This is a genomic window from Thermocatellispora tengchongensis (assembly GCF_014202315.1).
Classification (GTDB): Bacteria; Actinomycetota; Actinomycetes; order Streptosporangiales; family Streptosporangiaceae; genus Thermocatellispora; species Thermocatellispora tengchongensis.
The window spans coordinates 1-23,876 of record NZ_JACHGN010000017.1; the positions used below are offsets into that span (position 1 = coordinate 1).

The 23,876-nt window shown below is 71.5% G+C and carries 19 protein-coding genes and 3 pseudogenes; 13 read left to right on the top strand and 9 right to left on the bottom strand.

Features of this window, described 5'->3' with window-relative positions; genetic code table 11:
* Nucleotides 1–184 (bottom strand): annotated as a pseudogene (locus tag HNP84_RS53830) (hypothetical protein); the annotation flags it as partial.
* Nucleotides 185–765: 581 nt separating this feature from the next.
* Here HNP84_RS53830 and HNP84_RS33870 point away from each other — a divergent pair.
* Both HNP84_RS33870 and HNP84_RS33875 read left to right on the top strand, forming a co-directional pair.
* Entirely contained in the window at nucleotides 766–951 is a 186-nt protein-coding gene (locus tag HNP84_RS33870; RefSeq protein ID WP_185054137.1) for a hypothetical protein, read from the top strand.
* 100 nt (nucleotides 952–1,051) lie between these two features.
* The gene (locus HNP84_RS33875; protein WP_312926394.1) at nucleotides 1,052–1,861 is read left to right on the top strand and encodes an SDR family NAD(P)-dependent oxidoreductase; all 810 of its coding nucleotides are present in this window, start codon (nucleotides 1,052–1,054) and stop codon (nucleotides 1,859–1,861) included.
* 71 nt (nucleotides 1,862–1,932) lie between these two features.
* Here the strand turns inward: HNP84_RS33875 and HNP84_RS33880 are convergent, their stop codons facing one another.
* Together HNP84_RS33880 and HNP84_RS33885 are read right to left on the bottom strand one after the other, a co-directional pair.
* Nucleotides 1,933–2,352 (bottom strand): hypothetical protein, encoded by a 420-nt coding sequence (locus HNP84_RS33880; RefSeq protein WP_185054139.1) that lies wholly within the window; start codon nucleotides 2,350–2,352, stop codon nucleotides 1,933–1,935.
* Between the two features lie 93 nt (nucleotides 2,353–2,445).
* Nucleotides 2,446–3,612 carry a DUF1684 domain-containing protein gene (locus HNP84_RS33885; protein WP_185054140.1) on the bottom strand — a complete coding sequence of 389 codons (1,167 nt, stop codon included), beginning with the start codon at nucleotides 3,610–3,612 and terminating at the stop codon, nucleotides 2,446–2,448.
* A 300-nt stretch (nucleotides 3,613–3,912) separates the two neighbouring features.
* On the opposite strand from HNP84_RS33885, the pseudogene HNP84_RS56875 reads away from it, so the two are divergent.
* Nucleotides 3,913–4,162, top strand: a pseudogene (locus HNP84_RS56875) (IS5/IS1182 family transposase); the annotation flags it as partial.
* A gap of 399 nt (nucleotides 4,163–4,561) precedes the next feature.
* Here HNP84_RS56875 and HNP84_RS33890 read toward each other — a convergent pair.
* The 6 genes from HNP84_RS33890 to HNP84_RS33915 all read right to left on the bottom strand — a co-directional run bounded on the left by HNP84_RS33890 (nucleotide 4,562) and on the right by HNP84_RS33915 (nucleotide 14,814).
* Nucleotides 4,562–9,154 carry a ThuA domain-containing protein gene (locus HNP84_RS33890; RefSeq protein WP_185054141.1) on the bottom strand — a complete coding sequence of 1,531 codons (4,593 nt, stop codon included), beginning with the start codon at nucleotides 9,152–9,154 and terminating at the stop codon, nucleotides 4,562–4,564.
* Between the two features lie 256 nt (nucleotides 9,155–9,410).
* Nucleotides 9,411–10,250, bottom strand: a complete 840-nt coding sequence (locus HNP84_RS33895) for a sugar phosphate isomerase/epimerase family protein (RefSeq protein ID WP_185054142.1) — start codon at nucleotides 10,248–10,250, stop codon at nucleotides 9,411–9,413.
* Nucleotides 10,247–11,458, bottom strand: coding sequence for an ABC transporter substrate-binding protein (locus HNP84_RS33900; RefSeq protein ID WP_185054143.1), 1,212 nt, complete (start codon nucleotides 11,456–11,458; stop codon nucleotides 10,247–10,249). Before HNP84_RS33900 ends, HNP84_RS33895 begins: the two co-directional genes overlap by 4 nt.
* Entirely contained in the window at nucleotides 11,445–12,386 is a 942-nt protein-coding gene (locus HNP84_RS33905) for an ABC transporter permease (protein WP_185054144.1), read from the bottom strand. Before HNP84_RS33905 ends, HNP84_RS33900 begins: the two co-directional genes overlap by 14 nt.
* Nucleotides 12,383–13,375 (bottom strand): ABC transporter permease, encoded by a 993-nt coding sequence (locus HNP84_RS33910; protein WP_185054145.1) that lies wholly within the window; start codon nucleotides 13,373–13,375, stop codon nucleotides 12,383–12,385. The genes HNP84_RS33905 and HNP84_RS33910 overlap by 4 nt, the downstream gene beginning before the upstream one ends.
* Nucleotides 13,372–14,814 carry a sugar ABC transporter ATP-binding protein gene (locus HNP84_RS33915; RefSeq protein ID WP_185054146.1) on the bottom strand — a complete coding sequence of 481 codons (1,443 nt, stop codon included), beginning with the start codon at nucleotides 14,812–14,814 and terminating at the stop codon, nucleotides 13,372–13,374. The genes HNP84_RS33910 and HNP84_RS33915 overlap by 4 nt, the downstream gene beginning before the upstream one ends.
* Nucleotides 14,815–15,033: 219 nt before the next feature.
* Between HNP84_RS33915 and HNP84_RS33920 the strand changes: the two genes are divergently transcribed.
* The 10 genes and pseudogenes from HNP84_RS33920 (at nucleotide 15,034) to HNP84_RS33965 (ending at nucleotide 23,773) form a co-directional block, all read left to right on the top strand.
* Entirely contained in the window at nucleotides 15,034–16,191 is a 1,158-nt protein-coding gene (locus HNP84_RS33920; protein WP_246519086.1) for an ROK family transcriptional regulator, read from the top strand.
* A 131-nt stretch (nucleotides 16,192–16,322) separates the two neighbouring features.
* Nucleotides 16,323–16,592, top strand: a complete 270-nt coding sequence (locus HNP84_RS33925; RefSeq protein WP_185054380.1) for a hypothetical protein — start codon at nucleotides 16,323–16,325, stop codon at nucleotides 16,590–16,592.
* Nucleotides 16,593–16,722: 130 nt separating this feature from the next.
* Nucleotides 16,723–16,881, top strand: a pseudogene (locus HNP84_RS33930) (sugar phosphate isomerase/epimerase); the annotation flags it as partial.
* A 72-nt stretch (nucleotides 16,882–16,953) separates the two neighbouring features.
* Nucleotides 16,954–18,105 (top strand): inositol-3-phosphate synthase, encoded by a 1,152-nt coding sequence (locus HNP84_RS33935; protein WP_185054148.1) that lies wholly within the window; start codon nucleotides 16,954–16,956, stop codon nucleotides 18,103–18,105.
* Nucleotides 18,102–18,968: an SCO3242 family prenyltransferase gene (locus HNP84_RS33940; protein ID WP_185054149.1), complete on the top strand. Its 867-nt coding sequence runs from the start codon at nucleotides 18,102–18,104 to the stop codon at nucleotides 18,966–18,968. Before HNP84_RS33935 ends, HNP84_RS33940 begins: the two co-directional genes overlap by 4 nt.
* Nucleotides 18,965–19,804, top strand: coding sequence for a sugar phosphate isomerase/epimerase family protein (locus HNP84_RS33945; protein ID WP_185054150.1), 840 nt, complete (start codon nucleotides 18,965–18,967; stop codon nucleotides 19,802–19,804). Before HNP84_RS33940 ends, HNP84_RS33945 begins: the two co-directional genes overlap by 4 nt.
* 18 nt (nucleotides 19,805–19,822) lie before the next feature.
* Nucleotides 19,823–20,428: an EboA domain-containing protein gene (locus HNP84_RS33950; protein ID WP_185054151.1), complete on the top strand. Its 606-nt coding sequence runs from the start codon at nucleotides 19,823–19,825 to the stop codon at nucleotides 20,426–20,428.
* Nucleotides 20,428–21,279, top strand: coding sequence for a TatD family hydrolase (locus HNP84_RS33955; protein WP_185054152.1), 852 nt, complete (start codon nucleotides 20,428–20,430; stop codon nucleotides 21,277–21,279). The genes HNP84_RS33950 and HNP84_RS33955 overlap by 1 nt, the downstream gene beginning before the upstream one ends.
* Nucleotides 21,279–22,406, top strand: coding sequence for a metabolite traffic protein EboE (gene eboE / locus HNP84_RS33960; protein WP_185054153.1), 1,128 nt, complete (start codon nucleotides 21,279–21,281; stop codon nucleotides 22,404–22,406). Before HNP84_RS33955 ends, eboE begins: the two co-directional genes overlap by 1 nt.
* Nucleotides 22,403–23,773 (top strand): alkaline phosphatase family protein, encoded by a 1,371-nt coding sequence (locus HNP84_RS33965; RefSeq protein ID WP_185054154.1) that lies wholly within the window; start codon nucleotides 22,403–22,405, stop codon nucleotides 23,771–23,773. The genes eboE and HNP84_RS33965 overlap by 4 nt, the downstream gene beginning before the upstream one ends.
* Nucleotides 23,774–23,876 lie beyond the last annotated feature (103 nt).

The following is a 23,876-nucleotide window of genomic DNA, read 5'->3' on the forward strand; positions in this document are numbered from 1 at the left end:
GCTCGCCCCGGTAGCGGTAGCGGCGGGCGATCTCGCGTACCAGGGGCTGGTGCATCTCCACCACCCGCTCCCAGCAGCGTTCGGCGTACAGGCGGCGCGGACGGCGCGGGGGTCCGGGGCCGTGCGAGGCGATGACGCGGGGCGGGCGCGAGGTCGGCCCGCGGAAGCTGGCGCCTCCCGGCAAGGTGCGCGAGGATGGGGACGTACGTGCGGGTCGCGTCGCATCAGGCGGCCGGTCGTGGCGAGACCGGCCGGGCACCTCGTCGCCCGCCCCCGGATCGCGGGGCGCCGTTCACACCGAGATCCATGCCGCCGATTCTGCCCATTCCGGCCGACATTTCCGCGCCCCGTGTCCGCCGCCCGCCCGGTTGGGCCATGATCTCCCTATGGGCGAGACGGAGGAAGGCGACGCCGAGATGGACACTCTCGGCGAACTGGCCTTCGGCGACCCCGACGCAGCGTTGACCATGGCGCTCCGGCTGGCCGCGCGGGGCCGTCCTGGCACGGAGATCGGAATGCGGATCCGGTGGGTCCACCAGATGTGGCGGGGGCGTGAGGCGGAGGTCGTGGCCGTGCTGGCCGCCATGCTCCCGGCGGCGTCGGACGCCTGTGAGCGGCAGGGCCTGCTGTACCTGATGGCCAGGCCCGCGCTCGGCGTCGGCACCGCTGACCCCGGCGTGGTCCGGGCCGTACGGGGAGCGCGGGCCGGCGGTACGGATCGTCTCCAGCGCGATCGAGGACGACGCGGAGGGGATCCCGGCGGCGGTGGGCGCGCTGGCCGAGTGGGGTACGGCGCCGCGCCGGCTGACCGGTGTCCTGCGGCACCTGGCCTTTTCGCGCGAGCGCGTGATCCACGACTACCAGCGGGACCTCACGCCGCACGCCGACGACACCCTCGCCGCGCATGCCCGCACCCTGCTGTCGCTGGGGCCTCCAGACGGTGGGTGGTGATGGCGGCGAGCCGCCGGGGCACGACCGCGAGAGCGGCCCTGGTGGAATCGGAGCCGTACGAGACGCGGGCGCCGAGAGCCCTGTGCGGGAAGGTGGTCAGGTGAGCGGGTGGCAGCACGGCGAGTTCGCGGGCAGGGGGGAGTTCGAGGGCAAGGTGGCCCTGGTCACGGGTGGCTCGATGGGCATCGGGCGTGCGGTGGTGGATCGCCTGGCCGACGCCGGGGCCCGCGTCGTCTACTGCGGGGTGGGAGAGGGCGTTGTGCGCCCGGACGAGCGTGAGCGGGTGACCGGTGTGGAGGCCGACGTGCGCGACGGGGCCCAGATGCGCGCCCTGGCCGAGCTGGCCGTCTCCATGCACGGCGGGCTGGACGTGGTGGTCACCTGCGCCGGGGTGCAGCGTTACGGCACCGTGGCGGACACCCCGGAGGAGACCTGGGACGAAGTGCTCGACATCAACCTCAAGGGCGTGTACCTGACCTGCCAGGCCGCCATCCCGCACCTTCGGGCCAGAGGCGGCGGCGCGATCGTGGTGCTCTCCTCGGTGCAGGCGTTCGCCTCGCAAACCCGGGTCGCGGCCTACACGGCGAGCAAGGCGGCGCTCAACGGGCTCACCCGCGCGATGGCGCTCGACCACGCCCCCGACGGCATCAGGGTAAACGTCGTCTGCCCGGGTTCGGTGGACACGCCGATGCTGCGCTGGGCCGCCGACCTGTTCCGCGGCGACCGGCCGGCCGGCGAGCAGGTGGCCGAGTGGGGACGCGCCCACCCCCTCGGGCGCGTCGCCCGGCCGGAGGAGGTGGCCGAGCTGGTCGCCTTCCTCGCCGGGCCCCGCGCGTCCTTCATCACCGGCGCGGAGCATCGCGTGGACGGCGGCCTGCTGGCCCGCAACCCGGCCGCGCTGCCCGAGTGACAGCACCGCCCCTTCCGGCCGCCGCGCGGCGTACGGCGCGAGGCCGCGCCTTACGCCGCGAACCGGGATGATCACATCTTGAGCGTACGTTCGCCGCCCCCGGACGCGAGCCGGTCGTGAACCACCTTGGCGAAGAACCCGCGGATGTCCGCCACCAGCAGGTCGGGCGCTCGTGGGAGGCGTAGTGACCGCCCGCGGTCGTAGCGGTTCCAGGTGAGGATGTTCGAGTGGGCGTGCTCGGCGAAGGCGCGTACCGAGGGCAGGTCGCCGGGGAACTGCGCGACCCCGAGCGGGACCGTGGTGGGGCCGGAGGGCGGCTGGGTTCGGTCGATCGCCAGTACCTCCTGGCCCGCTCGCACGTCGAGCGCGAACCTCTCCCTCAGCCCGTCCGGACTCTGCGGCAGCAGCGCCGACCGTTCACCGATCACGCCGCCGATGTAGTAGGGCAGCCAACAGTTGGCGAACGAAACGTACTCGCCTTTCTCGAGCACGACGATCTCGGCCTTCTCGTCGAGTCTGCGCAGGCGGTGGTTGCTGACATTCCACCGGCCACGCCACCCGCCATCACCACTTCCATCCCGGCGTCAGCCGACGGCGGGGATGAAGTTGGCGTACTCCTCGATCCGGTCAATCAGTCCGTCCTTGAAGCGGAAGTACATCGCCGCCTGCACTTCGCCGACGGGCCCGTCGGCGTTGGTGATACGCAGGACGTGCTGCTGGAGTACCTCGTCCGCTTCGGTGAACTGGCGGATAATGTCGTACCGCAGCGACACCTCCGCCGCAGGACCGTCCTTGAGCATCGCGAGGTTCTCGTCGATGGTCTGCTGTCCCTTGCCGTCGTTGTGCCAGACGGTCGCGGTGTCCGTGCACAGCGCGCGCATCCCGGCGTAGTCACCTGCTTCCAGCCGTCGCAGGTAGCGGATAGCGGCGTCTTTGATATCGGTGCTCATGGCCTGCCTTATTCCTTCGGATTCGTCGTAAACAGGTGCGCGCTCACCCGCCGGTACGGGCACGGGCAAGTGGTTGCCCTCCGGCGCCAGCGGGCACGGAAAAGCGCGGGAGAAGACGTGCAGGGGGAGCACGGCCTGGTTGAAATCGACCCGGACGGTGTCGCCCTCCACTGGCGGTAACACCACCCATCTGCCGATGCCCGGTGTCTCAGCTCCACTGGTGGAATCGGTGAACACCACCAGCGGGTTGCCGGGGAACGTCTCGATCACCGTCAGAGAATGCTGCTGCCCCGCCAGGTCGAACACCAGATCGGCGGGTGCCGGGAGAATGTGCTTGGTGGGCGGATCGGTCAGTCGCTCGATCTCCACTTCCCGTCCCGGCGTCCTCCGGTACTCCGCATCGACCACATATGTCGGATCCACCGGGAACACCGCGATCTCCCGCAACCGCGCCAGCGAGGGGACGGCGGGGTCCCATACGGTCAGCCCGTAGATCCCCTCGCCCCCGGAGATGGCCACGGTGCGCTCATCCGACAACCGCAGACTGCTGCCCCCGGTCAACGTGACTGTGCCATTCACCGGACGGCCGTCCAGCGATACCCCGTCCGCACCGGCCGCGGTCAACTTCAGCCCGTCCGAGCCGCTCGCGTCCCACCGTCCGGGCACGCCCTCGACCGTCTGAGCCGACTCGGTGATCGTCGCGAGCTGGACCACCCCGGCCTTTCCGAGATGTCCGGCGATCTCGTCCCAGCGGCCACGCCGCCACGCCTCATAGTCCACTTCCACACGTTCTTCGATCATGATTCGACACTAACCGCTCACCTCAGCAGAGCGTCAAACCAAGTTGCCAATTGGCAAAACAGCATCGTCGTTGGTACGAGAGCCGCGGTTCGTGATTATGGCTGGAGTCCGAGGCTGAGACGGTGGGTGTAGTGTGCTCGTTTCGCTCGTGCCTGGTGGTGGCGTCGCCAGTGTGACCAGCGCAGATGGTAGGCGATGCTGCGGGGGGCCGGATCAGGAAGGCGTTGATGAGCCGGCGGATCTCGTTGGGTCGGCCGGATCATGTCCGGGTCTTCGGGTTCGTCGGTGGTCGCGGTTTCGGCGGACAAGGGCTGCGACCATCCCCACCTGCGGACCTTCCTACGCGGCCGGGGCATTGTCCCGCGTATCGCGCGTCCGGGATCGAGTCCAGCCGGCGGCTGGGACGCCACCGCTGGGCGATGGCGAGAACCGTCCTCCTGGCTGACCGGCTGCCGCCGCTCACACCGGCGGTACGAGCGCCGGGCCGACCACCTTCGCGTCCTTCGTCGCCTTCGCCGCTCTCATCTGCTACCGCCGACTCACCAAATGAGTCACCGCCTTAGTGCCGAGCGGCGATCGCCGCCACTTCGGTCGGCTCGGGGCGTCGCCCGGAACTTGCCGGCCCGCATGGCACAAGCGGGGCCATTGCCCCGGCCAGGACGGCCGACCGGCCCGGTCACGGTCGCCGTGTGGCTCGCCGGGCTGACCTCGCAGGCACGGGCATCGGGATCGCCTTCCCGCACCTTCTGGTCGCCGCGATGGGCGGCTCAGCGGACACGACCGAAGCCGGTAAGGCCGCTGCCGGCGCCAACACCGTCGAGCTGATCGCGGTCGCGTTCGGCTCCGCACTCATCGGTGCGCAACGTTCCGTCCGGTCATCGACTTCACCGCGAATCGAGCCGCGGTGCCGGGGCGTGCGCCGGCACCGCGGGCCCGTTTCGGTGAGGTGTCAGCCGATCACTCCGATCATCTTGTCGGCGTCGCGGGTGAGGACCTGCCTGACGTCGGCGCGCGGGACCAGTGTCTGGTCGGCGGCCAGGGCCTTGAAAGCCCGGAGGTGGCGCAGTGCCTTGGCGTCGTTGCCCTTCGCCTCCGCCGTCCGCGCCTTGGTCAGCTCCTTGGTGAGGTTCGTGTGAACGTTCAGCGACAGCCAGCCGGTGGCGCGGAAGCGGTCCAGCAGGTTCTGCATGTCCCGCAGTGAGGTGGTGACCGTGAACCTGACGTTCGTGGTCACGCTGTTGCCGGCGTTGTCGCCCGCGGTCACCGACACCGTCTGCTGCGCCAGCGGGCGGGTGAACAGCGGCACGACCGTGTCGGGCTGCAACTGGGAGCCTTCCAGCGTGCCCGAGGTGGTCTTCACACCGGAGGTGACGTCCACGGCCTCCCAGGTGATGCGCAGGTCCTGCGCGTCGCCGTAGGTCTCGCCGTCGGACACGCCCGAGACCATCAGGGTGGGGCGGGTGCCGTCGATCTTGAGGACGGCCGCCTTCTCCTGCTCGGTCGAACCGGCGGCGTCGCGGGCGCGGTAGCGCAGCTCGTGCGAGCCGTCACCGCTGACGATCACCGGCTCGCCGGAGTACGGCTTCCACTCCGCCTGGTCCAGGGAGTACTCCACCCGGGCGACCCCGGAGGTGGCGTCCTGCGCGGTGAGGCGCACCGGGACGTCGCCGTTGTTCCAGCCCGCGTCGTTGGGGGCGGCGAACTCGGCGGTGGTCTGCGGCGCAAGGGTGTCGAGCTTGAGCGTGCGCGAACCGGGCTCCTCCACGTTGCCGGCCCCGTCGCGGGAGCGGTACTCCAGCTTGCGGCTGCCGTCACCGCTGACCAGGACCGGCTCGGTGTAGGTGGTCCAGGCGCCCTCGTCAAGGCGGTACTCCGTCGCGGCCACGCCGGAGTCGTCGTCGGTCGCGGTCAGGGTGACCTCGACGGGGCCGGTGGTGTACCAGCCGTCCTCGCCGTTGGGGTCGGCCACCTTGACCGTGGTCACCGGCGCGGTCCTGTCGGCCTGGGCGGTGGTGAGGCGGAAGCGCTGGTTGTCGGACTCGGTGCAGTTCCACTGGATCACCGCGGCGCCGTCGGCCTGGGAGACGCCGTTGACGTCCAGGCACAGGCCGCTGACCGCCGAGGTGATCTTGTACGTCTCCCCGGACGCGACCGGGTGGAACCTCTGGTGGACCTGGTGGGCCTGACCGTCGGGGTGGCAGGTCCACTGGACGAGCTGGGTGCCGGGCGTGGTGGAGCCGCCGGGCACGTCCAGGCACTTGCCGCTCTTGACGTTCTTGAACTGGTAGCCGCCCCCGCTCAGCGGGATCGCCTGCCACTGCTGCTCGGGGCCGCCGTTCGCGCCCATCTGCACGATGAGCGCGTCGTCGGCCGTGGAGGCGTCCTTGACGGCGACGTTCTTGCCGCTGTGCTGCGCGGTGAGCGTATAGACGCCGGGCTCGGGGCCGCCGCCGGCACCCTCGCCGGCGAACTGGACGGCGTCCAGGTCGAAGGCGTTGTTGGCGCTGTTCTTGAACACGACGTACAGCGTCCGGGTGCGCACGTCGGAGCGCACCGGCACCGACGGGGTCATCTGGTAGGTGTCCCAGCCGCCGGTGGCCGGCACCGCCGTGGTGGCGAGCAGGGTTCCCGCCGGGGAGTCGGCGCGCAGCTCGATCGAGCCGCCGCCCGACGGGGAGGACAGGCGGTAGGCCACCGAGTCGATGCCGTTGAGGTCCATCGGCGTGAAGGCGATCCAGTCGTTGTTGCTGATGTCGCCGATGCGCTTGCCGCTCTCGGCGCCGCTCTGGTCGATCACCCGCACGCCGGACATCGAGGTGAAGTACTCCGCCTGCTTGCGCTTCGGCTGCAGCACCACCTTGGCGTAGCCGGTGAGCGGGTTGTCGCCCTGGTCGGTGTAGTGGGCGTTGATGACGTAGTAGAGGTTGGCGCCCGCCGGGTGTCCCCCGAGGTCGCTGGTGGAGATGGTGCCCTGGCAGCCGGGGATCTCGGTGGTCTCGTGTTCGTGGTCGTCGTGGCCCAGGGCCGGGTTGACGAACACCTTCTCGCAGTCGATGGTGCCGTCTTCGGGGTCGGTCACGGTCACCTTGTACGGCACGTCGGTGCCGAACTCGATCAGGGTGCCGTTGACCGGCGTGTCCAGGGTGACCGTGGGCGCGGTGTTGCCCGCCGTCACCTCGATGTTGGCGAAGCCCTCCTTGCCCGTGGAGTCGGTCACCTTGAGCTGGGCGGTGAACCGCCCGGCCTGCTGGTAGACGTGGGTGGCCTTGGGCTGGCCGGAGTCGAAGGTCCCGTCGCCGTCGAAGTCCCAGGCGAAGGTGATCGGGTCGCCATCGGGGTCGTAGCTGCCGGCGCTGTCGAAGTCCACCGTGAGCGGCGCGGGGCCGTTGGTTCGCGAGGCGGCTGCTCTGGCGACCGGGGTGCGGGCGCCTGCCGAGTAGTCGATCCGGTACAGGCCCGAGTCGTTGTTCCCGCCGCCGAAGGAGCTGCCCCACTCCAGCAGGTACATCGAGCCGTCGGGGCCGAAGGTCATGTCCATCGGCTTGACGAAGGACGTCTTGGCCAGGAAATCGTTGATCTTCAGGACCTTGTCGTCGTCATCGCGGTGGATCTCCTTGATGTGGTTCCGTGCCCACTCGTAGAAGAATCCGACGCCGTCGAAGTAGGCGGGGAACTTGGTGGTGGACGGGTTGGCGGCGTCGTAGCGGTAGACCGGGCCCATCATCGGGGCGGCGCCGCCGGAGCCGAGTTCGGGGAAGACCGGCGAGGTGCCGTAGCCGTACCACATGACGGGCGCCTGGATCGGCGGCAGCTCGGTCAGGCCGGTGTTGTTCGGCGAGTCGTTGACGGGGTTGGCGCAGTCGAACTTGGGCCCCACGACCTTGGTGTCCGGGTTGTACGGCGCGTACGCCTGGTTGTCGCCGTGGCAGAACGGCCAGCCGAAGTTCCCGGCCTCGCGGATGACGTTGTACTCGACCAGTCCCTCCGGCCCGCGGTCGGTGGTGGGGCCGCCGCGGTCGGGGCCGTAGTCGGCCACGTGCACGTACCCGGTCTTCTGGTCCACCGTGAACCGGAACGGGTTGCGGAAGCCCATGGCGAAGATCTCGGGCTTGGTCTTGGCCGTGCCCGGCGGGAACAGGTTGCCGTCGGGGATGTCGTATCCGCCGTCGGCCTTGGGCTTGATCCGCAGGATCTTGCCGCGCAGGTCGTTGGTGTTGCCGGCGGTGCGGGCGGCGTCCAGCATCTCCTGGCCGGGCCGCCAGTCGATCGGGGCGTAGCCCTGCCAGTCCGGCGAGAGGTTCGGCGGCACGTCGTCGCCGGTGCTCAGGTAGAGCGTGCCGTCAGGGCCGAACTCCACCGCGCCGCCGGTGTGGCCGGGCTCGGGGAAGGTCCTGGACCGGTAGGCGGGCACCTCAAGGATCTTCTTCTCGGTGGCGAGGTCGATGGCGTCTCCGCTCACGGTGAAGCGGGAGAGCCGGTTGACGTCCTGTGAGCTGTCGGCCGGGGACCAGTAGACGTAGATCCAGCCGTTGTCGGCGAAGTCGGGGTCGAGTTCCATGCCGACCAGGCCGTCCTCGCCGCCGTTGTAGACGTTCAGGGTGGCGGCGGTGACGGTGGTGTGCGTGTCGGGCTTGAAGATCTTGATCTCACCGCGCCGCTGGATGTAGAAGACGCGGCCGTCGGCGGCGACGTCCAGTTCCATGGGGTCGGCGGTGTTGTCGTCCAGCGTGATCTTCTCGAAGCTGCTGTGGACGGTGCCGCCGCAGTCGCCTTCCTCGACGCCCGCGGCCCAGGCGATGCCGCCGAGCACGTGCTCGCGGAACAGCGGCTCGGCGTAGGCGGCGGTGTCGTGGCCCATGGCGGTGGCCCAGACCTTGCCGCCCTCGGCGTTGCGGCACCAGGAGATCGGGTGGTCGGGCCCCATGGCGGCGCTGCCGGGGTTGTAGGTCGTCTCGTCCGCGGTCACCAGGACGTGCACGTTGCCGCGGGGGTTGGGCGAGAAGTTGTACCACTCCTCCGGGCGCTGCCAGCGCAGCGGGAGGTTCTTGGTGGACGGGTGGACGCGGTCGACGACCTTGGCCGTGCCCTGAAGCACGCCGGGGGAGTGGGCCGGCATGTGGGCGCCGCCGTTGACGAGGTCGTCCCACCAGGGGAACTCGTTCTCGATGCCCATGTCCAGGGCGTTGTGGACGGCCACGACGCCCTTGCCGGAGCGCACGAACTTCTGCACGGCCTGGCGCTGGGCGTCGTTCTCCCAGACCATGCCGGAGTTCTGCAGCATGATCAGCACGTCGAACCCGGCGAGGTTGGCATCCTCGAAGGCGGCGGAGTCGGCGGTCTGCACGACTTCGAACCCGTGCTCGGCCGCCAGGTCCTTCATCATCTGGATGCCCGCGGGGATCGAGCCGTGTACGTACCCGACGGCCTTGGTGAACAGCAGGGCCCGGAAGGGCTCATGGTGGGCGGTGCCGGCTCGTGCGGTGCCGACCAGTGAGGTGAGTATCAGGATCGGGAGGATCAGGGCAGCCAACAATCGGCGCATGTCGCATCTCCAGGCGAATGTGGGGGGTGCGGAGTATGTGACGTGGGACAGATGTGGGAGCTGTGGACGCTGTGACCGAACCTTTTTCACCCTCATCCCGCCTGCTCACAGGCGGGAAGCGGGCCGAGATCCCAGGGATCGGCGGGTGTCGTGCCAGGTCACCCGGATCATGGTCGTTGCCCGGCGGCGTTCCCGCCTGTGGGTGTGGGGCGGTTGAACAGGGTTCACCGTGAGGGTGTGAAGCAGGTGAGGGAAGTCAGAGTGTGCGGAGGAACGCCAGCCCGCGTGTGGCGAGGTCGTCCTGGGTGGGGGCCAGGGGCCGCCAGATGGAGGCCGCGGTCGCGATCGACTGGTTGTGGGCGGTGAACGACTCGATGACGAGGGGTCCGGCGTAGCCGGTTTCGCGCAGGGCGGCGGTGAAGCCGGGCCAGTCGAACCGGTCCTCGCCGGGGGTGCCGCGGTCGGTCCCGCAGACCTGCACGTGGGCGACCCGCCCCGCTGCCGCGCGTACGGCCTGGGCGGGGTCCTTCTCCTCGATGTTCAGGTGGTAGACGTCCAGGGCCAGGTCGCAGCCCTCGGGCAGGGCGTCGAGCGCCTGCTCGACGGTGTTGATGAGGCTGGTCTCGTAACGGTTGAGCGGCTCCACCGCGATCCGCACGCCGCGCTCGGCGGCGTACTCGGCGACCGGCCGCAGGTTGCGCCGCAACTCGGCGTACGCCGCGCGCCGCTCCTCGGCGGACATGCGCCAGGTCCGCCCCACCGAGGCGTACGCGGGGCCGCCGATCACCGGCGAGCCCACGGCGACCGCCGCGTCCACGCAGTGCCGCAGGTAGTCCTGGGTCTCCTTGACGGTGCCGTCGGGCGCGGCCACGAGTTCCCGGCCCGGTGGCATGACCAGCACCACCGAGGCCGCCAGACCGTGCCGGGCCAGCAGGCCCGCCGCCCGGTGGGGGTCCCAGTCGCCGGGCTGCTCGATCGGCAGCTCGATGACGTCGAACCCCCACCCGGCGACCCGGGGAACGAGGCGGGCGAGGTCGCCGTCGGTGAGCGGCGAGGTCCACACCCAGGTGTTCACTCCGACGCGGAAGCCGCTCATTCCTTCTTCCCGCCCCAGTTCTCGGGGAAGCCGGGCAGGCTCTCGCAGCCGCACAGGGCGTAGTGCAGCGGCGGCATGTTGGGCTGGAGGTAGGTGTCCAGGTTCTCCTGGGTGATCTTCGGCTGGGGCAGGTTCCACACCTTCGGCACCTCCTCGCCCTTGAGGATCTTCAGGGCGGCGATGATCGGGGTGCGCCACTGGTAGGTGGGGTAGGTCGGGGCGATCGCGGTCAGGCCGTCGTCCTTCCACTTGCGCAGGAAGTCCTGCTGGTCCTCTCCGGTCATCGGCGGCACCGGCAGCCCGGCGTCCTCGAACGCCTCGGCGACGGCCACCGAGGTGGCGCCCGAGTCCATCCACACGCCATCGATCTTGCCATGACGCTGGATGTAGTCACTGACGATGCTCTTGCTCTTGGCGGCGTCGCCGTCGGTGAACTCCACGCCGACGACCTCCAGGTCACTGGCGTCGAAGGCCACCTTCGCGGCCGACCAGCGGGTCTCCAGCACGTCCACGCCGGGGCTGATCCGCAGCGCGAGGATCTTGCCGCCCGCGGGCACCTTCTGCACCAGGAACTCCGCCGCGTCGGCGCCGAAGGCGTAGCCGCCGATCGGCTTGATGAAGGTCACCGGGCAGTCGGTCTCCACGCCGCGGTCGAAGACGATGACCGGAACCTCGGCGCAGGCGCCCTTCACGGCCGGGGTGAGCGTGGCGGTGGTGTTCGGCGAGATGATCAGCGCGTCACAGCCCTTGGCCTGCAGCTCGGCGATGTCGGAGATCTGCTTGTCGTCCTTCCCCTCGGCGTCGAGCGCGGTGAACTCGGCGATCTCCTTGTGCAGGGCGACCTCGGCCTGCATGGTCTTCCAGCCGACCTGGCGCCATGGGTTGTTGACCGCGGCGTTGGAGAAGCAGATCTCGTACGGGCCCTCCTTCTTGTGGTCGGCGGTGGAGACCATCTGCGGCGCGATGGCCTGCTCCCAGGGCTTGTCCGCGGGGCCCTGCGGCGCCTGCGAGCGCATGGCGAGCTGGGCGTCGTAGTCGGCCTGGACGAAGAACTTGGACTGGGCGCCGGTGCCGGCGGCCTGCGCGGACGAGGCGGGGGCGTCGGGGGCCTGGCTCGCGGTGGTGGCCGCGGGCTTGTCGGAGGTGCATCCCGCGGCGAGCAGTGCCAGCGCCACCGCGGCGAGGACGAGGGGGCTATGACGCGGCATGTGCGTCTCCTTTGACTCTCTGGGGGGTGAGGAAGGGCAGTCTCAGCGCTCCCGCCGCCACGGCGGCGATGATGATGACCCCCTGCACGGTGAACTCCAGGGCCCCCGAGATGCCGTACAGGTTGAGCAGGGTGAACAGCGCTTCCAGGGTGAAGGCGCCGGCCATCGCGGCGATGACCGTGCCGCGCCCGCCGCCCAGCACGACGCCGCCGAGCACGACCGCGGTGATCGCCTGGAACTCCAGCCCTTGGCCCACCTGGGCGGAGACCCCGGCGAACCCGCCGAGCAGGATCGCGGCGACGGCGGCGGCGAGGCCGGACAGGACGAAGGCCAGGGTCCTGGCTCGGGCGACGCGCACTCCCGACAGCGCGGCGGCCCGCTCGTTGTCGCCGGTCGCGACCAGGGTCCTGCCGAAGTCGGCGCGCATGATCAGCGCGGCGGCCACCGCCATGACGGCCAGCACCAGGACGGCCCAGCCGGTCTCCCTGCCGAACACCCGGAAGGTCTCGGACAGGGCGCCGCGCGGTGCGCCGCCGGTCCACAGGAACACCGCGCCCGACAGCACGAGCATCATGCCCAGCGTGGTGATGAAGGACGGCACCCGCAGGATGGTGGTCACCACCCCGTTGACCAGGCCGACCAGCAGCCCGATGACGATCAGCAGGGCCAGCACCGGCCACGTGGCGCCCTCGTTCCCGTCGATGAGGCGGGCGGCGACCACGACCTCGACCGTGACCAGCGAGCCGACCGAAAGGTCGAACTCACCGGAGACGATCACAAAGTACTGGCCCGCGGCGAGGATCACCAGCGGCGCCGCGCGGCGGACGAAGGCGAGGAAGCCGGCGGGTTCGAGGAAGAACGGGTTGGCGATCGCGATGGCGGCCAGCAGCACGGCCAGCACCGCGAGGATCGGCAGCGCGCGTCTCACGCCCTCCTCCTTCCGAGCATCCCGGTACGCCGGGCGTAGACGGCGACCGCGGCCACGATGACCACGCCGCGCACGACGTCCTTGAAGAAGGAGTTGACCTCCAGTTGGTTGAAGACGCTGTCCAGGACGGCCAGCAGCAGCACGCCGCCGACCGTGCCCGCGACACCGCCCCTGCCTCCGGCCAGCGCGGTGCCGCCGAGGACGACGGCGGCGATGGACTCCAGGTCGTAGCCTCCGTCGGTGCCCACGGTCGGGGCTCCGGCGCCGAGCCGCGAGGCGAGCAGCAGGCCCGCGATGCCGGCGCACAGCGAGCACAGCACATGGGTGACGATCACCACACGGTCGGTGCGGACCCCGGAGAGCCGGGCGACCTCGGGGTCGCCGCCCACGGCGTACACGCGGTAGCCATAGCGGGTACGGCTGAGCAGGAACCAGGCGATGAGCGCCACCACGGCCCAGAGCATGGCCGAGACCGGCACGGGCCCGATCCGGTCGTAGCCGAGGTGCTGGAACGACTCCGGCACGCGCCCGGCGGGGCCGTCGTAGAGGTGGTCCACGACTCCCTTGATGATCAGTGCGACGCCCAGGGTGGCGATGAACGCGTGCACCCGCAGCTTGGTGATGACCAGTCCGTTGACCAGTCCGACCAGGACGCTGACCCCCGCGACCGCCGCCACCGCGGGCACGATCCCGGCGTCCTGCCCGGCCATGATCTCCGCCGCGACCAGCGAGGTCAGGCTGATCAGGTACGCGACCGACAGGTCGAGCGACCCGGCCAGGATGGCCAGCGTCTGGCCGACCGCGACTATGCCGAGCGCGGCCGAGCGCTGCTGCACGCCGACGATGTTCTCCAGGGTGAGGAACTGGCCGCCGTCCAGGGCGACCAGTCCCCAGCCGGCCAGGATCACCACGGCCAGGGCCACGAACACCACCCGGGTCGGGTCGGCGATGGCCGCCAGCCCGGCGCGGTGCCCGGGGAGCGCGGTCACGTGGTCACCTCGCCGGTGGCCAGGCTCATCACGGCCTCCTCGGAGGAGCCGGCGGGCAGGGTGCCCGCGATGCGGCCATCGCGCAGCACCACGATGCGGTCGCTCATGCCGATCAGCTCGGGCAGCTCGGAGGAGATCATCATGATCGCGGCGCCCTCGCCGGCCAGCTCGCGCATCAGGTCGTGGATGGCCGCCTTGGCGCCCACATCGACGCCGCGGGTCGGCTCGTCGAACAGCAGCACCTTGGGGGCGACGGTCATCCACTTGGCCAGCACCACCTTCTGCTGGTTGCCGCCGGAGAGGTAGCGGACCTCCTGCTCCTGCCGGGGCGGGCGAAGCCGGACCCGTTCCAGCAGCTCGCGCACGCCGCCGTTCCGTCCCCGGCCGGTGGCGCGGGCGACGAGGAGGGCGTTGTCACGCACGGACTGGCGCAACGCCAGGCCCTCGGCCTTGCGGTCCTCGGTGACCAGGCCGATCCCGGCCCGGATGCTCTCGCGGACCGAACGCGGGCGTACCGGCATCATCTCGCCCCTGGTGAACGGCTCCGCGCCGAAGAGGGCCTTGGCCAGCTCCGACCGGCCCGACCCCTGCAGGCCCGCCACGCCGAGGATCTCACCGGCGCGAAGCTCCAGGTCGATGTCATGCAGGCGGTCGTTGCCCGCGCCGGTGACCCGCAGCCGCGTCTCGCCCGTGGAGGAGGCGCGGGGCGGGAAGTAGCTGCCGAGGTCGCGCCCGACCATGAGGCGGACCAGATCGCCGGGTGTGACGTCGGCGGTGGGGACGGTGGTGACGAGCCTGCCGTCCTTCAGCACGGTCACCCGGTCGGCCAGGTCGAACACCTCGCGCAGCCGGTGGGAGATGTACAGCACGGCGATGCCCCGCTCCTGTAATCGGCGCACCAGCCGGTACAGCAGCTCGACCTCGTGACCGGCGAGCGCGGCCGTGGGCTCGTCCATCACCACGATCCGGGCGTCGAGCGAGAGCGCCTTGACGATCTCGACGACCTGCTGCTGAGCCACCGACAGGCGCTTGACCGGCTGCCGGGGGCCGAAGGAGTCCACTCCCAGCTCGGTGAGGAGCCGGGCGGTCGCGGCGTCCATGGCCGCACGGTCCACCATGCCGCGGCGTACGGGCTCGCGGCCCAGGAAGACGTTCTCGGCCACACTGCGCTCGGGCAGCAGGTTGAACTCCTGATAGATGATCGCCACGCCGGCGCGTTGTGCCTCCAGGGGATGGCCGAACGCCACGCGGTGGCCGTCGATCTCGATCGTGCCCTCGTCGGGGGTGTGGACTCCGGCGAGGATCTTCATCAGTGTGGACTTGCCCGCACCGTTCTCCCCCACCACCGCGTGCACCTCGCCCGGCCCGGCGGCGAGGTCCACTCCGGTGAGCACCTGGACGCCCAGGAATCGCTTGCCGATGCCACGCATGTTCAGCATCTCGTCCCCTTCCCTGCCGACGCGGAGCCGGGGACGGGATGACTGCGGAGGTGGGGGGTGCGGCGGACGGCAGTTGTACCGGTCCGTCGGTAATCAGCCGAGTATCGGCTAATGTCCTCCATGTTTCGGGATCGTAAAGCGGTGCTATGACGACGGTCAAGCATAAGTCAGGTAGGATACGGCATAAGCATGCCAGTTGATCACCGAAAGAGGTCGGAGTTGGTACAGGACACGCCCGGCGCGCTGCTCTCCATCCTTCGTGACGGTCAGCCCCGCACCCGGGCGGAGCTGGTCCAGCTCACCGGCCTGGCCCGGTCGACGGTCTCGCAGCGGCTCGACGCGCTGCTCCTCCATCACTGGATCGTCCCCGCGGACCAGGCGATCTCCTCGGGCGGCCGGCCCTCCACCGCGTTCACCTTCAATCCCCGCGCCAGGATCGCCCTCGCCGCCGACATCGGCGTGACGCGCGCCAGGCTGGCCGTCACCGACCTGCGCGGGGTCATCCTTGCCGAGCGCGCCGCCGACATGGCGGTCGCCCAGGGCCCGGAGGTCTGCCTGACCTGGGTGCTGGAGACCTTCGACGAGCTGCTGGCCGAGTGCGGCCATCGGATGTCCGACGTCTGCGGCGTCGGCGTCGGCCTGCCCGGTCCGGTGGAGCACGAGAGCGGCCGGCCGGTGAATCCGCCCCTGATGCCGGGCTGGGACGGCTTCCCGGTGGCCGACCGGCTCCGCTCCCGGATCGGCGTTCCGGTGCTGGTCGACAACGACGTGAACATCATGGCGCTCGGCGAGCACTCGGCCACGGACCCCACCACCGATGACCTCCTGTTCGCCAAGGTCGGCACCGGAATCGGGTGCGGCATCATCGCCGGCGGACGCCTGCATCGGGGGGCCCGGGGCGCGGCCGGCGACATCGGGCACATCCGTGTGCCGGCCTCGGATGTGGTGTGCCACTGCGGCAACACCGGCTGCCTGGAGGCGGTCGCCGGGGGCGGCGCCCTGGCGGCGCGGCTGCGCGAGGAGGGGCTGGAGGCCGCCGGCGCCCGTGACGTCGTCCGGCTGGTGCGGGCGGGCAACACCTGGGCCATCCGGCTGGTACGGCAGAGCGGCAGGGACCTCGGCCTGGTGCTGGCGTCGATCGTCAACTTCTTCAACCCGGCCCAGATCGTGATCGGGGGCGACCTGGCCGAGGCGGGCGAGCACCTGATCGCCGGGATCCGAGAGGTGATCTACGGCCGCTCGCTGCCGCTGGCCACCCAGCGGCTCCACATCCGGGCCAGCGAACTGGGCGTCCACGCGGGCGTCATGGGCGCGGCCATGATGATCGTCGAACACGTTCTCGCGCCGGAGTCGGTCGACCAGTCCGTGCAGGGCTGACGCCCGCCGCCACTCCGCCCTTCTTTCGCCGGGCATCGGCATATCTTCCCACCAGATTCGACGAAATCAAGCCTTTACAGGAGAAGTCCCCCGATCTATACACCGAATATCAGCAAATGCTCGGAGGTGCCATGGCTGAGATCGGTGTCTGGCTCATCGGCGCGCGAGGGGCCGTGGCGACGACGGCAGCCGTCGGCGCCGCCGCCATCCGGTCGGGACCGCCGCCCGCCCAGGGCTGCGTCACCGAAGCGCCCGGCTTCTGGCCCGGCTCGTGGCGCGGGCCCACGAGCGGGGGGCGCTTCGGCGTGCCGGCCGAGCCGGGCTACTTCTTCAAGGACCCGCTCGGCTGCGGCGAGCACGCGCTCGCCGCGCAGTACGCGTTCGCCGGGGAGCCGGCGTGAGGGCGCTCCTGGAACCGGTCCGCGCGCCGGCCGCGCTGCCGGTGCCCGGCGACACCATGGCGGGTCGCCTACGACTGCCACACCACCGTGCGCACGCTGGAGGCCATCGGGCACCGGCCCGCGTGGGGCGCTGAACGCGATCGGTTACGACGGTCCGATCTCCATCGACTGGGAGGACGCCGGCATGGACCGGCTGGCCGGGGCGCCGGACGCGCTGGCGCTGATCCGCACGCTCAACGCCATCACCCCGCCCACCGCCGCCTTCGACGCCGCGTTCTCCGCCGAGTAGCGCATCTCGCCGGGACGGCGGTGCCGCCGTCCCGGCGAACCGATCGCGAGAGGAAAGCAGCGGAGGAAAGCAATGAAAACCGGATTATGGCTGATCGGGGCACGAGGATCGGTCGCGGTCACCAGCATGATCGGCGCACTGGCGATCCGGGCGGGCCTGGCCGAGCCGACCGGATGCGTCCTGGAGTCACCCGAGCTCCGCAGCGATGCCCTGCCCGGCATCGGGGACCTGGTCTTCGGCGGCCACGACATCGTCTCGACCCCTCTGGAGAAGAAGGCGGCCACGCTGGCCGAGGCGGGAATCGTCCCGGGACGGCTCGCGACGGCCGTCCAGGACGTGCTGCTCGGCATCGAGCACGACGTGCGGCCGCTGCCGGTCGCCGCGACACAGGGCGAGACCGCCCGCGCCATCGGCGCCGACCTGGGCCGTTTCCGCAGCAGGCACCGCCTGGATCGGATCGTCGTGATCAACGTTTCGACCACGGAACCGGCACCGCCGCCGCATCCGGCGCACGCCGACCTCGCCGCGCTGCGGGCCGCGCTGGAGGGCCAGGAGCCGGTTCTGCCGCCCAGCGCGCTGGCCGCCTACGCGGCCCTGTCCGCCGGCTGCCCGTACGTCGACTTCACGCCTTCCACCGGCGCCCGCCTGCCCGCCCTCGACACCCTTGCCCGCGAGCGGGGGCTCCCGTACGGCGGCCACGACGGCAAGACCGGCGAGACCCTGGTCAAGTCGGTGCTCGCGCCGATGTTCGCCCAGCGCAACCTGAAGGTGCGCACCTGGTCGGGGATCAACCTGCTGGGCGGCGGCGACGGCGCGAACCTGGCCGAGCCCGCCGCCAACGCGGCCAAGGCCGCCAGCAAGCAGCGCGTGCTGCCCGAGACGCTCGGCTACGTCCCGCAGGGTGACACGCGCATCGACTTCGTGGCGGACCTCGGCGACTTCAAGACCGCATGGGACCTGGTCACCTTCGACGGCTTCCTCGGCACCCGCATGCGCGTGGAGTTCACCTGGCACGGCTGCGACTCCGCCCTGGCCGCGCCGTTGATCCTGGACCTGGCGCGGCTGACCGCGGCCGCGCACCGGGCCGGGCGCACGGGACCGCTCACCGAGCTGGCCTTCTTCTTCAAAGATCCCCTCGGCTCGGTCCCGCACGCGCTGGCCGAGCAGTGGCGGGCGTTGCGTGCCGCCGTCGAGGCGTACGGAACGGCGAGCACGCCGCGATGACGGCGCCACGCGACCTGCTGGACCTGGTTCGCGCCCCGGCCGCGCTGTCGGTCCCCGGCGACGTGATCGCCGGGGCGGCGGCCACCGGGGCGCTCGGCCGCCGCACCGCCGGGCTGGCCTGCTCTTCGGTCTGCCTGTACTGGGCGGGGATGGCCGCCAACGACTGGGCAGACCGGCATCTTGACGCGGTCGAGCGCCCGGAGCGCCCCATCCCCTCGGGGCGCGTGCCGGCCGGCGCGGCCCTCGGCACCGCGGTGGGGCTCACCATCGCCGGGCTCGCCGCGGCCTGGCTCGCGGGCGGCCGGCGTGCGCTGGCGATCGCCGCCCCGCTGGCCGCCTCCGTCTGGACCTACGACGTGGCCGCCAAGGGCACCCGCGCCGGTCCCCTGACCATGGCGCTCTGCCGCACCCTCGACGTGCTGCTGGGCGCCACGCCGGGCCCCTCCGCCACGTCCGGCGCCTCCCTCATGGCCGCGCTGCCCGCCGCGGTCACGATCGGCGCGCACACCTACCTGCTGACCGCGCTGTCCCGGGCGGAGGTTACGGGGACCGGCCCGCGACTGCCCGCGGCCACCCTGGCCGGCACCGTCGCGCTCGCCGCCGTCACCGCCCGCGGCGGTGCCGGCCCCACGCAACCGGCCCTCGCCGCCTGGTACGCCGCGCAGTTCGGGCTCTGTCAGGCCCGCGCCGTCGCCGACCCCCGCGCGGGCCGCGTACGTGACGCGGTCAGCGCGGGCATCGTCAGCCTGCCTGCCCTCCAGGCGGCACTCACCGCACGCGGCGGCGCGCCCCGCGTCGCGCTCGCCCTCGCGGCGGCGGTCCCGCTGGCGCGGCGCCTGGTCAGAAAGATCTCAGCGACATGACGCGATTCGGCTACGGCACCAACGGCTTCGCCAATCACCGGCTGACGGACGCCCTCGACGTCATCGCCGGCCTCGGCTACGAGGGAGTGGCGCTGACACTCGACCACTGCCACCTCGACCCGTACGCCGACGGTCTGGGACGGCGGGTGGCGCAGGCCGCCGACCGGCTGCGCGACCTCGATCTGGCGGTGGTCGTCGAGACCGGTGCGCGTTACCTGCTCGATCCGCGGCGCAAGCACGCCCCGACCCTGCTGGACGACGACCGGCACCGGCGGGTGGACTTCCTGCACCGGGCGGTCGCGATCGGCGCCGACCTGGGGGCGGAGGCGGTGTCGTTCTGGTCCGGCATACCTCCGGCCGGGCTCGATCGGGCCACGGCCTGGAACCGGCTGGTGGACGGCTGCGAGCAGGTTCTCGACGCCGCGCGGCGCGCGGGCGTGCCGCTGGGGTTCGAGCCCGAGCCCGGCATGCTCGTCGAGACGATCGCCGGCTGGCGCACGCTGCACGAGGCGCTCGGGTCTCCGGACGGCTTCGGCATCACCCTGGACATCGGACACTGCCGGTGCAACGAACCCGATCCGGTGCCCGCCTGTGTCGCGGATGTCGCCGGGCACCTGGTCAACGTGCAGATCGACGACATGCGGCGGGGCGTGCACGAACATCTGGAGTTCGGCGAAGGGGAGATCGACTTCCCGCCGGTGCTGCGCGCGCTCGACGACTGCGGCTACCGCGGCCTGGTCTCGGTGGAACTGCCCCGCCACAGCCACGCCGCGCCCGCCGTGGCCGCGCGCTCGATCGAGTTCCTGCGCCGGGCCGAGCAGCCCGTCCAGGCGTGAGGGTGAAGGGAGGTCCGGATGAGGCGACCAGAGCGGTTGGACGCCGCGCTGCGGGAGGCGCCACGAGGGGAATGGCTGGACGGCGCCATCGCCGCGGTCGGTGAGCGGCCCGAGACGATCGGCCGGTTCTTCGCCCAGGCGGGCCGGCGGGCCGGGCGCGGGCCGCTGCCCGGCGTGCCCGGCTGGACGGCGGACGAGGCCGCCCGCGCGCTGCTGCTGGCCGCACTGCCGGCGGACCGGGCGGAGACGGAGATCGGCGACCTCTACCGCTACGGCGACGCCGACGAGAAGCGGGCCGTGCTCAAGGCACTGCCGATGCTCGCCGTCGGTGCCGCCGGGCTGCCCCTGCTGCACGACGCGATCCGTACGAACGACGCCCGCTTGCTGGCCGCCGCGCTCGGGCCCTACGCCCGCCATCTCGACCAGGCCGCCTGGCGGCAGGCGGTGCTCAAGTGCGTGTTCATGGGCGTGCCGCTGAGCGTGGTCGACGGGCTGGGGGAGCGGGCCGACCGCGAGCTGGCGGCCATGCTGGCCGCCTTCGCCGACGAGCGCGCGGCGGCGGGACGCCCCATGCCCGCCGACGCCGCCACCCTGCTCGACCGTCTGACCCGCGAGGAGTCCTGATGCGCATCTTCGACCCGCACATCCACATGACGTCCCGCACCACCGACGACTACACGCGGATGGCCGCCGCCGGCGTGCGGGCCGTCGTCGAGCCGGCCTTCTGGCTGGGGCAGCCCCGCACCAACCCCGGCTCCTTCACCGACTACTTCGACTCGCTGATCGGCTGGGAGCCGTACCGGGCGGCCCAGTTCGGCATCGTCCACCACGCGACGATCGCGCTGAACCCCAAGGAGGCGAACGACCCGCGCTGCCGCCCCGTTCTCGATCTGCTGCCGCGTTACCTGGACAAGGACCGGGTCGTCGCGGTCGGCGAGATCGGCTACGACTCGATGACCCCGGAGGAGGACGACGCCTTCGAGCGGCAGCTCGCCCTGGCCGTCGAGCACGACCTGCCGGCGCTCGTGCACACCCCGCACCGTGACAAGGCCCGCGGCACCCGCCGCACGCTGGAGGTCGTCGCCGCCTCCGGCATCGCGCCCGAGCGGGTCGCCGTCGACCACCTCAACGAGGTCACCGTCGGCCTGGTACGCGACTCCGGATGCTGGATGGGCTTTTCCATCTACCCCGAGACGAAGATGTCGCCGCCGCGCATGGTGCAGATCCTCAAGCAGTACGGCCTGGACCGGATGCTGGTCAACTCCGCCGCCGACTGGGGCGTCTCGGACCCGCTGCTCACGCTGGAGACCGGCACCGCCATGCTGGCCGCCGGATTCACCGACGACGACGTGGACCGGGTCCTGTGGCGCAACCCCGTCGAGTTCTACGGCCAGTCCGGGCGCCTGGACCTGACTCCCGCCGTCACGGGCGAACCCACCTTCGCCGGCAGCTCCATCAAGCGCGGCGGCAGCTGATGCGGCTACGCCACCCGGCAGGAGCCCCGCTGCATCTCAGCTACTGCACCAACGTGCACGCGGCCGAGGATCTCGACGGCATCATCGCCCAGCTCGACACGTACGCGACACCCATCCGCGCCCGCCTCGGCACCGGCGTCCTCGGGCTCGGGCTCTGGCTGGCCGCGCCCGTCGCCGCCGCTCTGGCAGCCGACCCCGCCCTGCGCGCCCGCCTGCGCCGCGAGCTGTCCGTACGGGGCCTTGAGGTGGTCACGCTCAACGGCTTCCCCTACCGTTCCTTCCAGGACCCGGTCGTCAAGCACGCCGTCTACCATCCCGACTGGACCACCGACGACCGCCTGACGTACACCCTCGACCTGGCGCTCGTCCTCGCGGACCTGCTCCCCGACGACGTGGCCAGAGGATCGGTCTCGACGCTGCCGCTCGCCTGGCGCGACCCCTGGAACGGCGGGATGGCCGACCTCGCCGCACGCCGGCTCGACCGGCTGGCCGCCGGCCTCGCCGCCGTCGAATCCGCCACCGGGCGGGTGATACGGGTGGGGTTCGAACCCGAACCCGGCTGCGTGGTGGAGACGACGGGCCAGGCGGTGACACGGCTCGCCGACGTCGATCGCGACAGGCTCGGCATCTGCCTGGACCTGGCCCACCTGGCCTGCGCCTGGCAGGAGCCGGCCGCCGCGCTGAAGGAGCTGAGCCTGGCCGGCCTGTCCGTCGTCAAGGTCCAGCTCTCCGCGGCCCTGGAGAGCGCGGACCCGGACGCCCTGCGCGAGTACGCCGAGCCGCGCTTCCTGCACCAGACCCGCAACGCCGCGGGCGAGGCCGCCGACGACCTCGACGAGGCGTTCGGGCGACGGCTGCCCGGGCCGTGGCGGGTCCACTACCACGTGCCTGTGCACGTCACGCCGCCCGCGCCGCTGGCCACGACCGTCCCCGTGCTGCGCGCGGCGCTCGCGGAGCTGGTCGGCGGGCCGCGACCGCTCTGCGACCACTTCGACGTGGAGACCTACACCTGGGGGGTGCTGCCGCCCGCGCTGCGCCCTGCGACCCCCGCGCAGCTCGCCGCGGGCATCGCCGCCGAACTGGACTTCGCCCGTGCCGAACTCCACCATCTGGGAGTGACATCATGACATCGTTGCTGGTCCTGGACGTGGTGGGGCTGACCCCTCGGCTGCTGGCGCACATGCCGCGGCTGCGCGCCGTCGCCGCGGCCGGCTTCCAGGCCGAGCTGGGCACCGTCCTGCCCGCCGTCACCTGCCCGGTACAGTCGACGTTCCTCACCGGCCTCCCGCCGGCCGGGCACGGCATCGTCGGCAACGGCTGGTACTTCCGCGACCTCGGAGAGGTGCTCCTGTGGCGCCAGCACAACGCGCTCGTCGGCGGGGAGAAGGTGTGGCAGGCCGCCCGCCGCGAGCGGCCGAACCTCACGGTGGCCAACGTGTGCTGGTGGTACGCCATGGGCGCCGACGTCGACTGGACGATCACCCCCCGCCCGATCTACCACGCCGACGGGCGCAAGGAGCCCGACTGCTACACCTGGCCGCCCGAACTGCACGACGAAATCACCTCGACGCTGGGTGCCTTCCCTCTGTTCAGCTATTGGGGCCCGGGAGCGGGCATCGCCTCCTCGGCCTGGATCTGCCGCGCCACCCAGCAGGTCATGGCCACGCACGACCCCGATCTCACGCTGGCCTACGTCCCCCATCTCGACTACGACCTGCAACGGTACGGCCCGTCCGACCCGCGTGCCGCCGCCGCGGCGGCCGAACTCGACACCGAGCTGGCGCCCCTGCTGGACGCCGCCGAGGCACAGGGCAGGACCGTCGTCGTGCTGTCGGAGTACGGCATCACCGACGTCTCCCGCCCGGTCGACGTCAACCGGATGCTCCGTGCAGAAGGACTGCTCCAGGTCTACACCCAGGCCGGCATGGAGTACCTCGATCCGTGGACCTCGCGCGCGTTCGCCGTCGCCGATCACCAGGTGGCGCACGTCTACGTCGCCGACCGCGCCGACGTGCCGGCCGTCGCCAAGCTCTGCGCGGCCCTGCCCGGCGTCGGCGACGTGCTGGACGAGGGCGGAAAGCGGGCACACGGCCTGGACCATCCCCGCTCAGGAGAGCTGGTCCTGCTCGCCGAGCCCGAGGCCTGGTTCACCTACTACTACTGGCTCGACGACGCCCGCGCGCCCGACTTCGCCCGCCTCGTCGAGATCCACCGCAAGCCCGGCTACGACCCCGCCGAGCTCTTCTTCGACCCCGCCGACCCCGGCGCCGCCAAGCGCAGGGCCGGCCTGGCGCTGCTGCGCAAGAAGCTCGGCCTGCGCTACCTCATGAGCGTGGTCGGCCTCGACCACGGCGCCCGCGCCGTACGCGGCTCGCACGGCCTGCTTCCCCGCGATCCCGCCGACGCTCCGGTGCTCCTCTGCTCCGACCCGTCGGCCGCTGGGGAACGATTCGAAGCCACGGACATCAAGGACCTGCTGCTACGCCTCTTGTGACGGTGACCGCCCCCGGCTCGGTGACGTACGGGGCACCGCACCCGGGCGGCCGGAACTTGCTTCGGCCGCGAGGGCGACGTGGCGGCAGCACGATCGTCTGGCG

Coding starts and splice junctions, on each gene's coding strand:
- HNP84_RS33925 (WP_185054380.1), top strand. CDS start 16,323: ATGGCTGAGATCGGTGTCTGGCTCATCGGCGCGCGAGGGGCCGTGGCG.
- HNP84_RS33950 (WP_185054151.1), top strand. CDS start 19,823: ATGAGGCGACCAGAGCGGTTGGACGCCGCGCTGCGGGAGGCGCCACGA.
- eboE (WP_185054153.1), top strand. CDS start 21,279: ATGCGGCTACGCCACCCGGCAGGAGCCCCGCTGCATCTCAGCTACTGC.
- HNP84_RS33915 (WP_185054146.1), bottom strand. CDS start 14,814: ATGCTGAACATGCGTGGCATCGGCAAGCGATTCCTGGGCGTCCAGGTG.
- HNP84_RS33945 (WP_185054150.1), top strand. CDS start 18,965: ATGACGCGATTCGGCTACGGCACCAACGGCTTCGCCAATCACCGGCTG.
- HNP84_RS33940 (WP_185054149.1), top strand. CDS start 18,102: ATGACGGCGCCACGCGACCTGCTGGACCTGGTTCGCGCCCCGGCCGCG.
- HNP84_RS33885 (WP_185054140.1), bottom strand. CDS start 3,612: ATGATCGAAGAACGTGTGGAAGTGGACTATGAGGCGTGGCGGCGTGGC.
- HNP84_RS33965 (WP_185054154.1), top strand. CDS start 22,403: ATGACATCGTTGCTGGTCCTGGACGTGGTGGGGCTGACCCCTCGGCTG.
- HNP84_RS33935 (WP_185054148.1), top strand. CDS start 16,954: ATGAAAACCGGATTATGGCTGATCGGGGCACGAGGATCGGTCGCGGTC.
- HNP84_RS33955 (WP_185054152.1), top strand. CDS start 20,428: ATGCGCATCTTCGACCCGCACATCCACATGACGTCCCGCACCACCGAC.
- HNP84_RS33900 (WP_185054143.1), bottom strand. CDS start 11,458: ATGCCGCGTCATAGCCCCCTCGTCCTCGCCGCGGTGGCGCTGGCACTG.
- HNP84_RS33890 (WP_185054141.1), bottom strand. CDS start 9,154: ATGCGCCGATTGTTGGCTGCCCTGATCCTCCCGATCCTGATACTCACC.
- HNP84_RS33895 (WP_185054142.1), bottom strand. CDS start 10,250: ATGAGCGGCTTCCGCGTCGGAGTGAACACCTGGGTGTGGACCTCGCCG.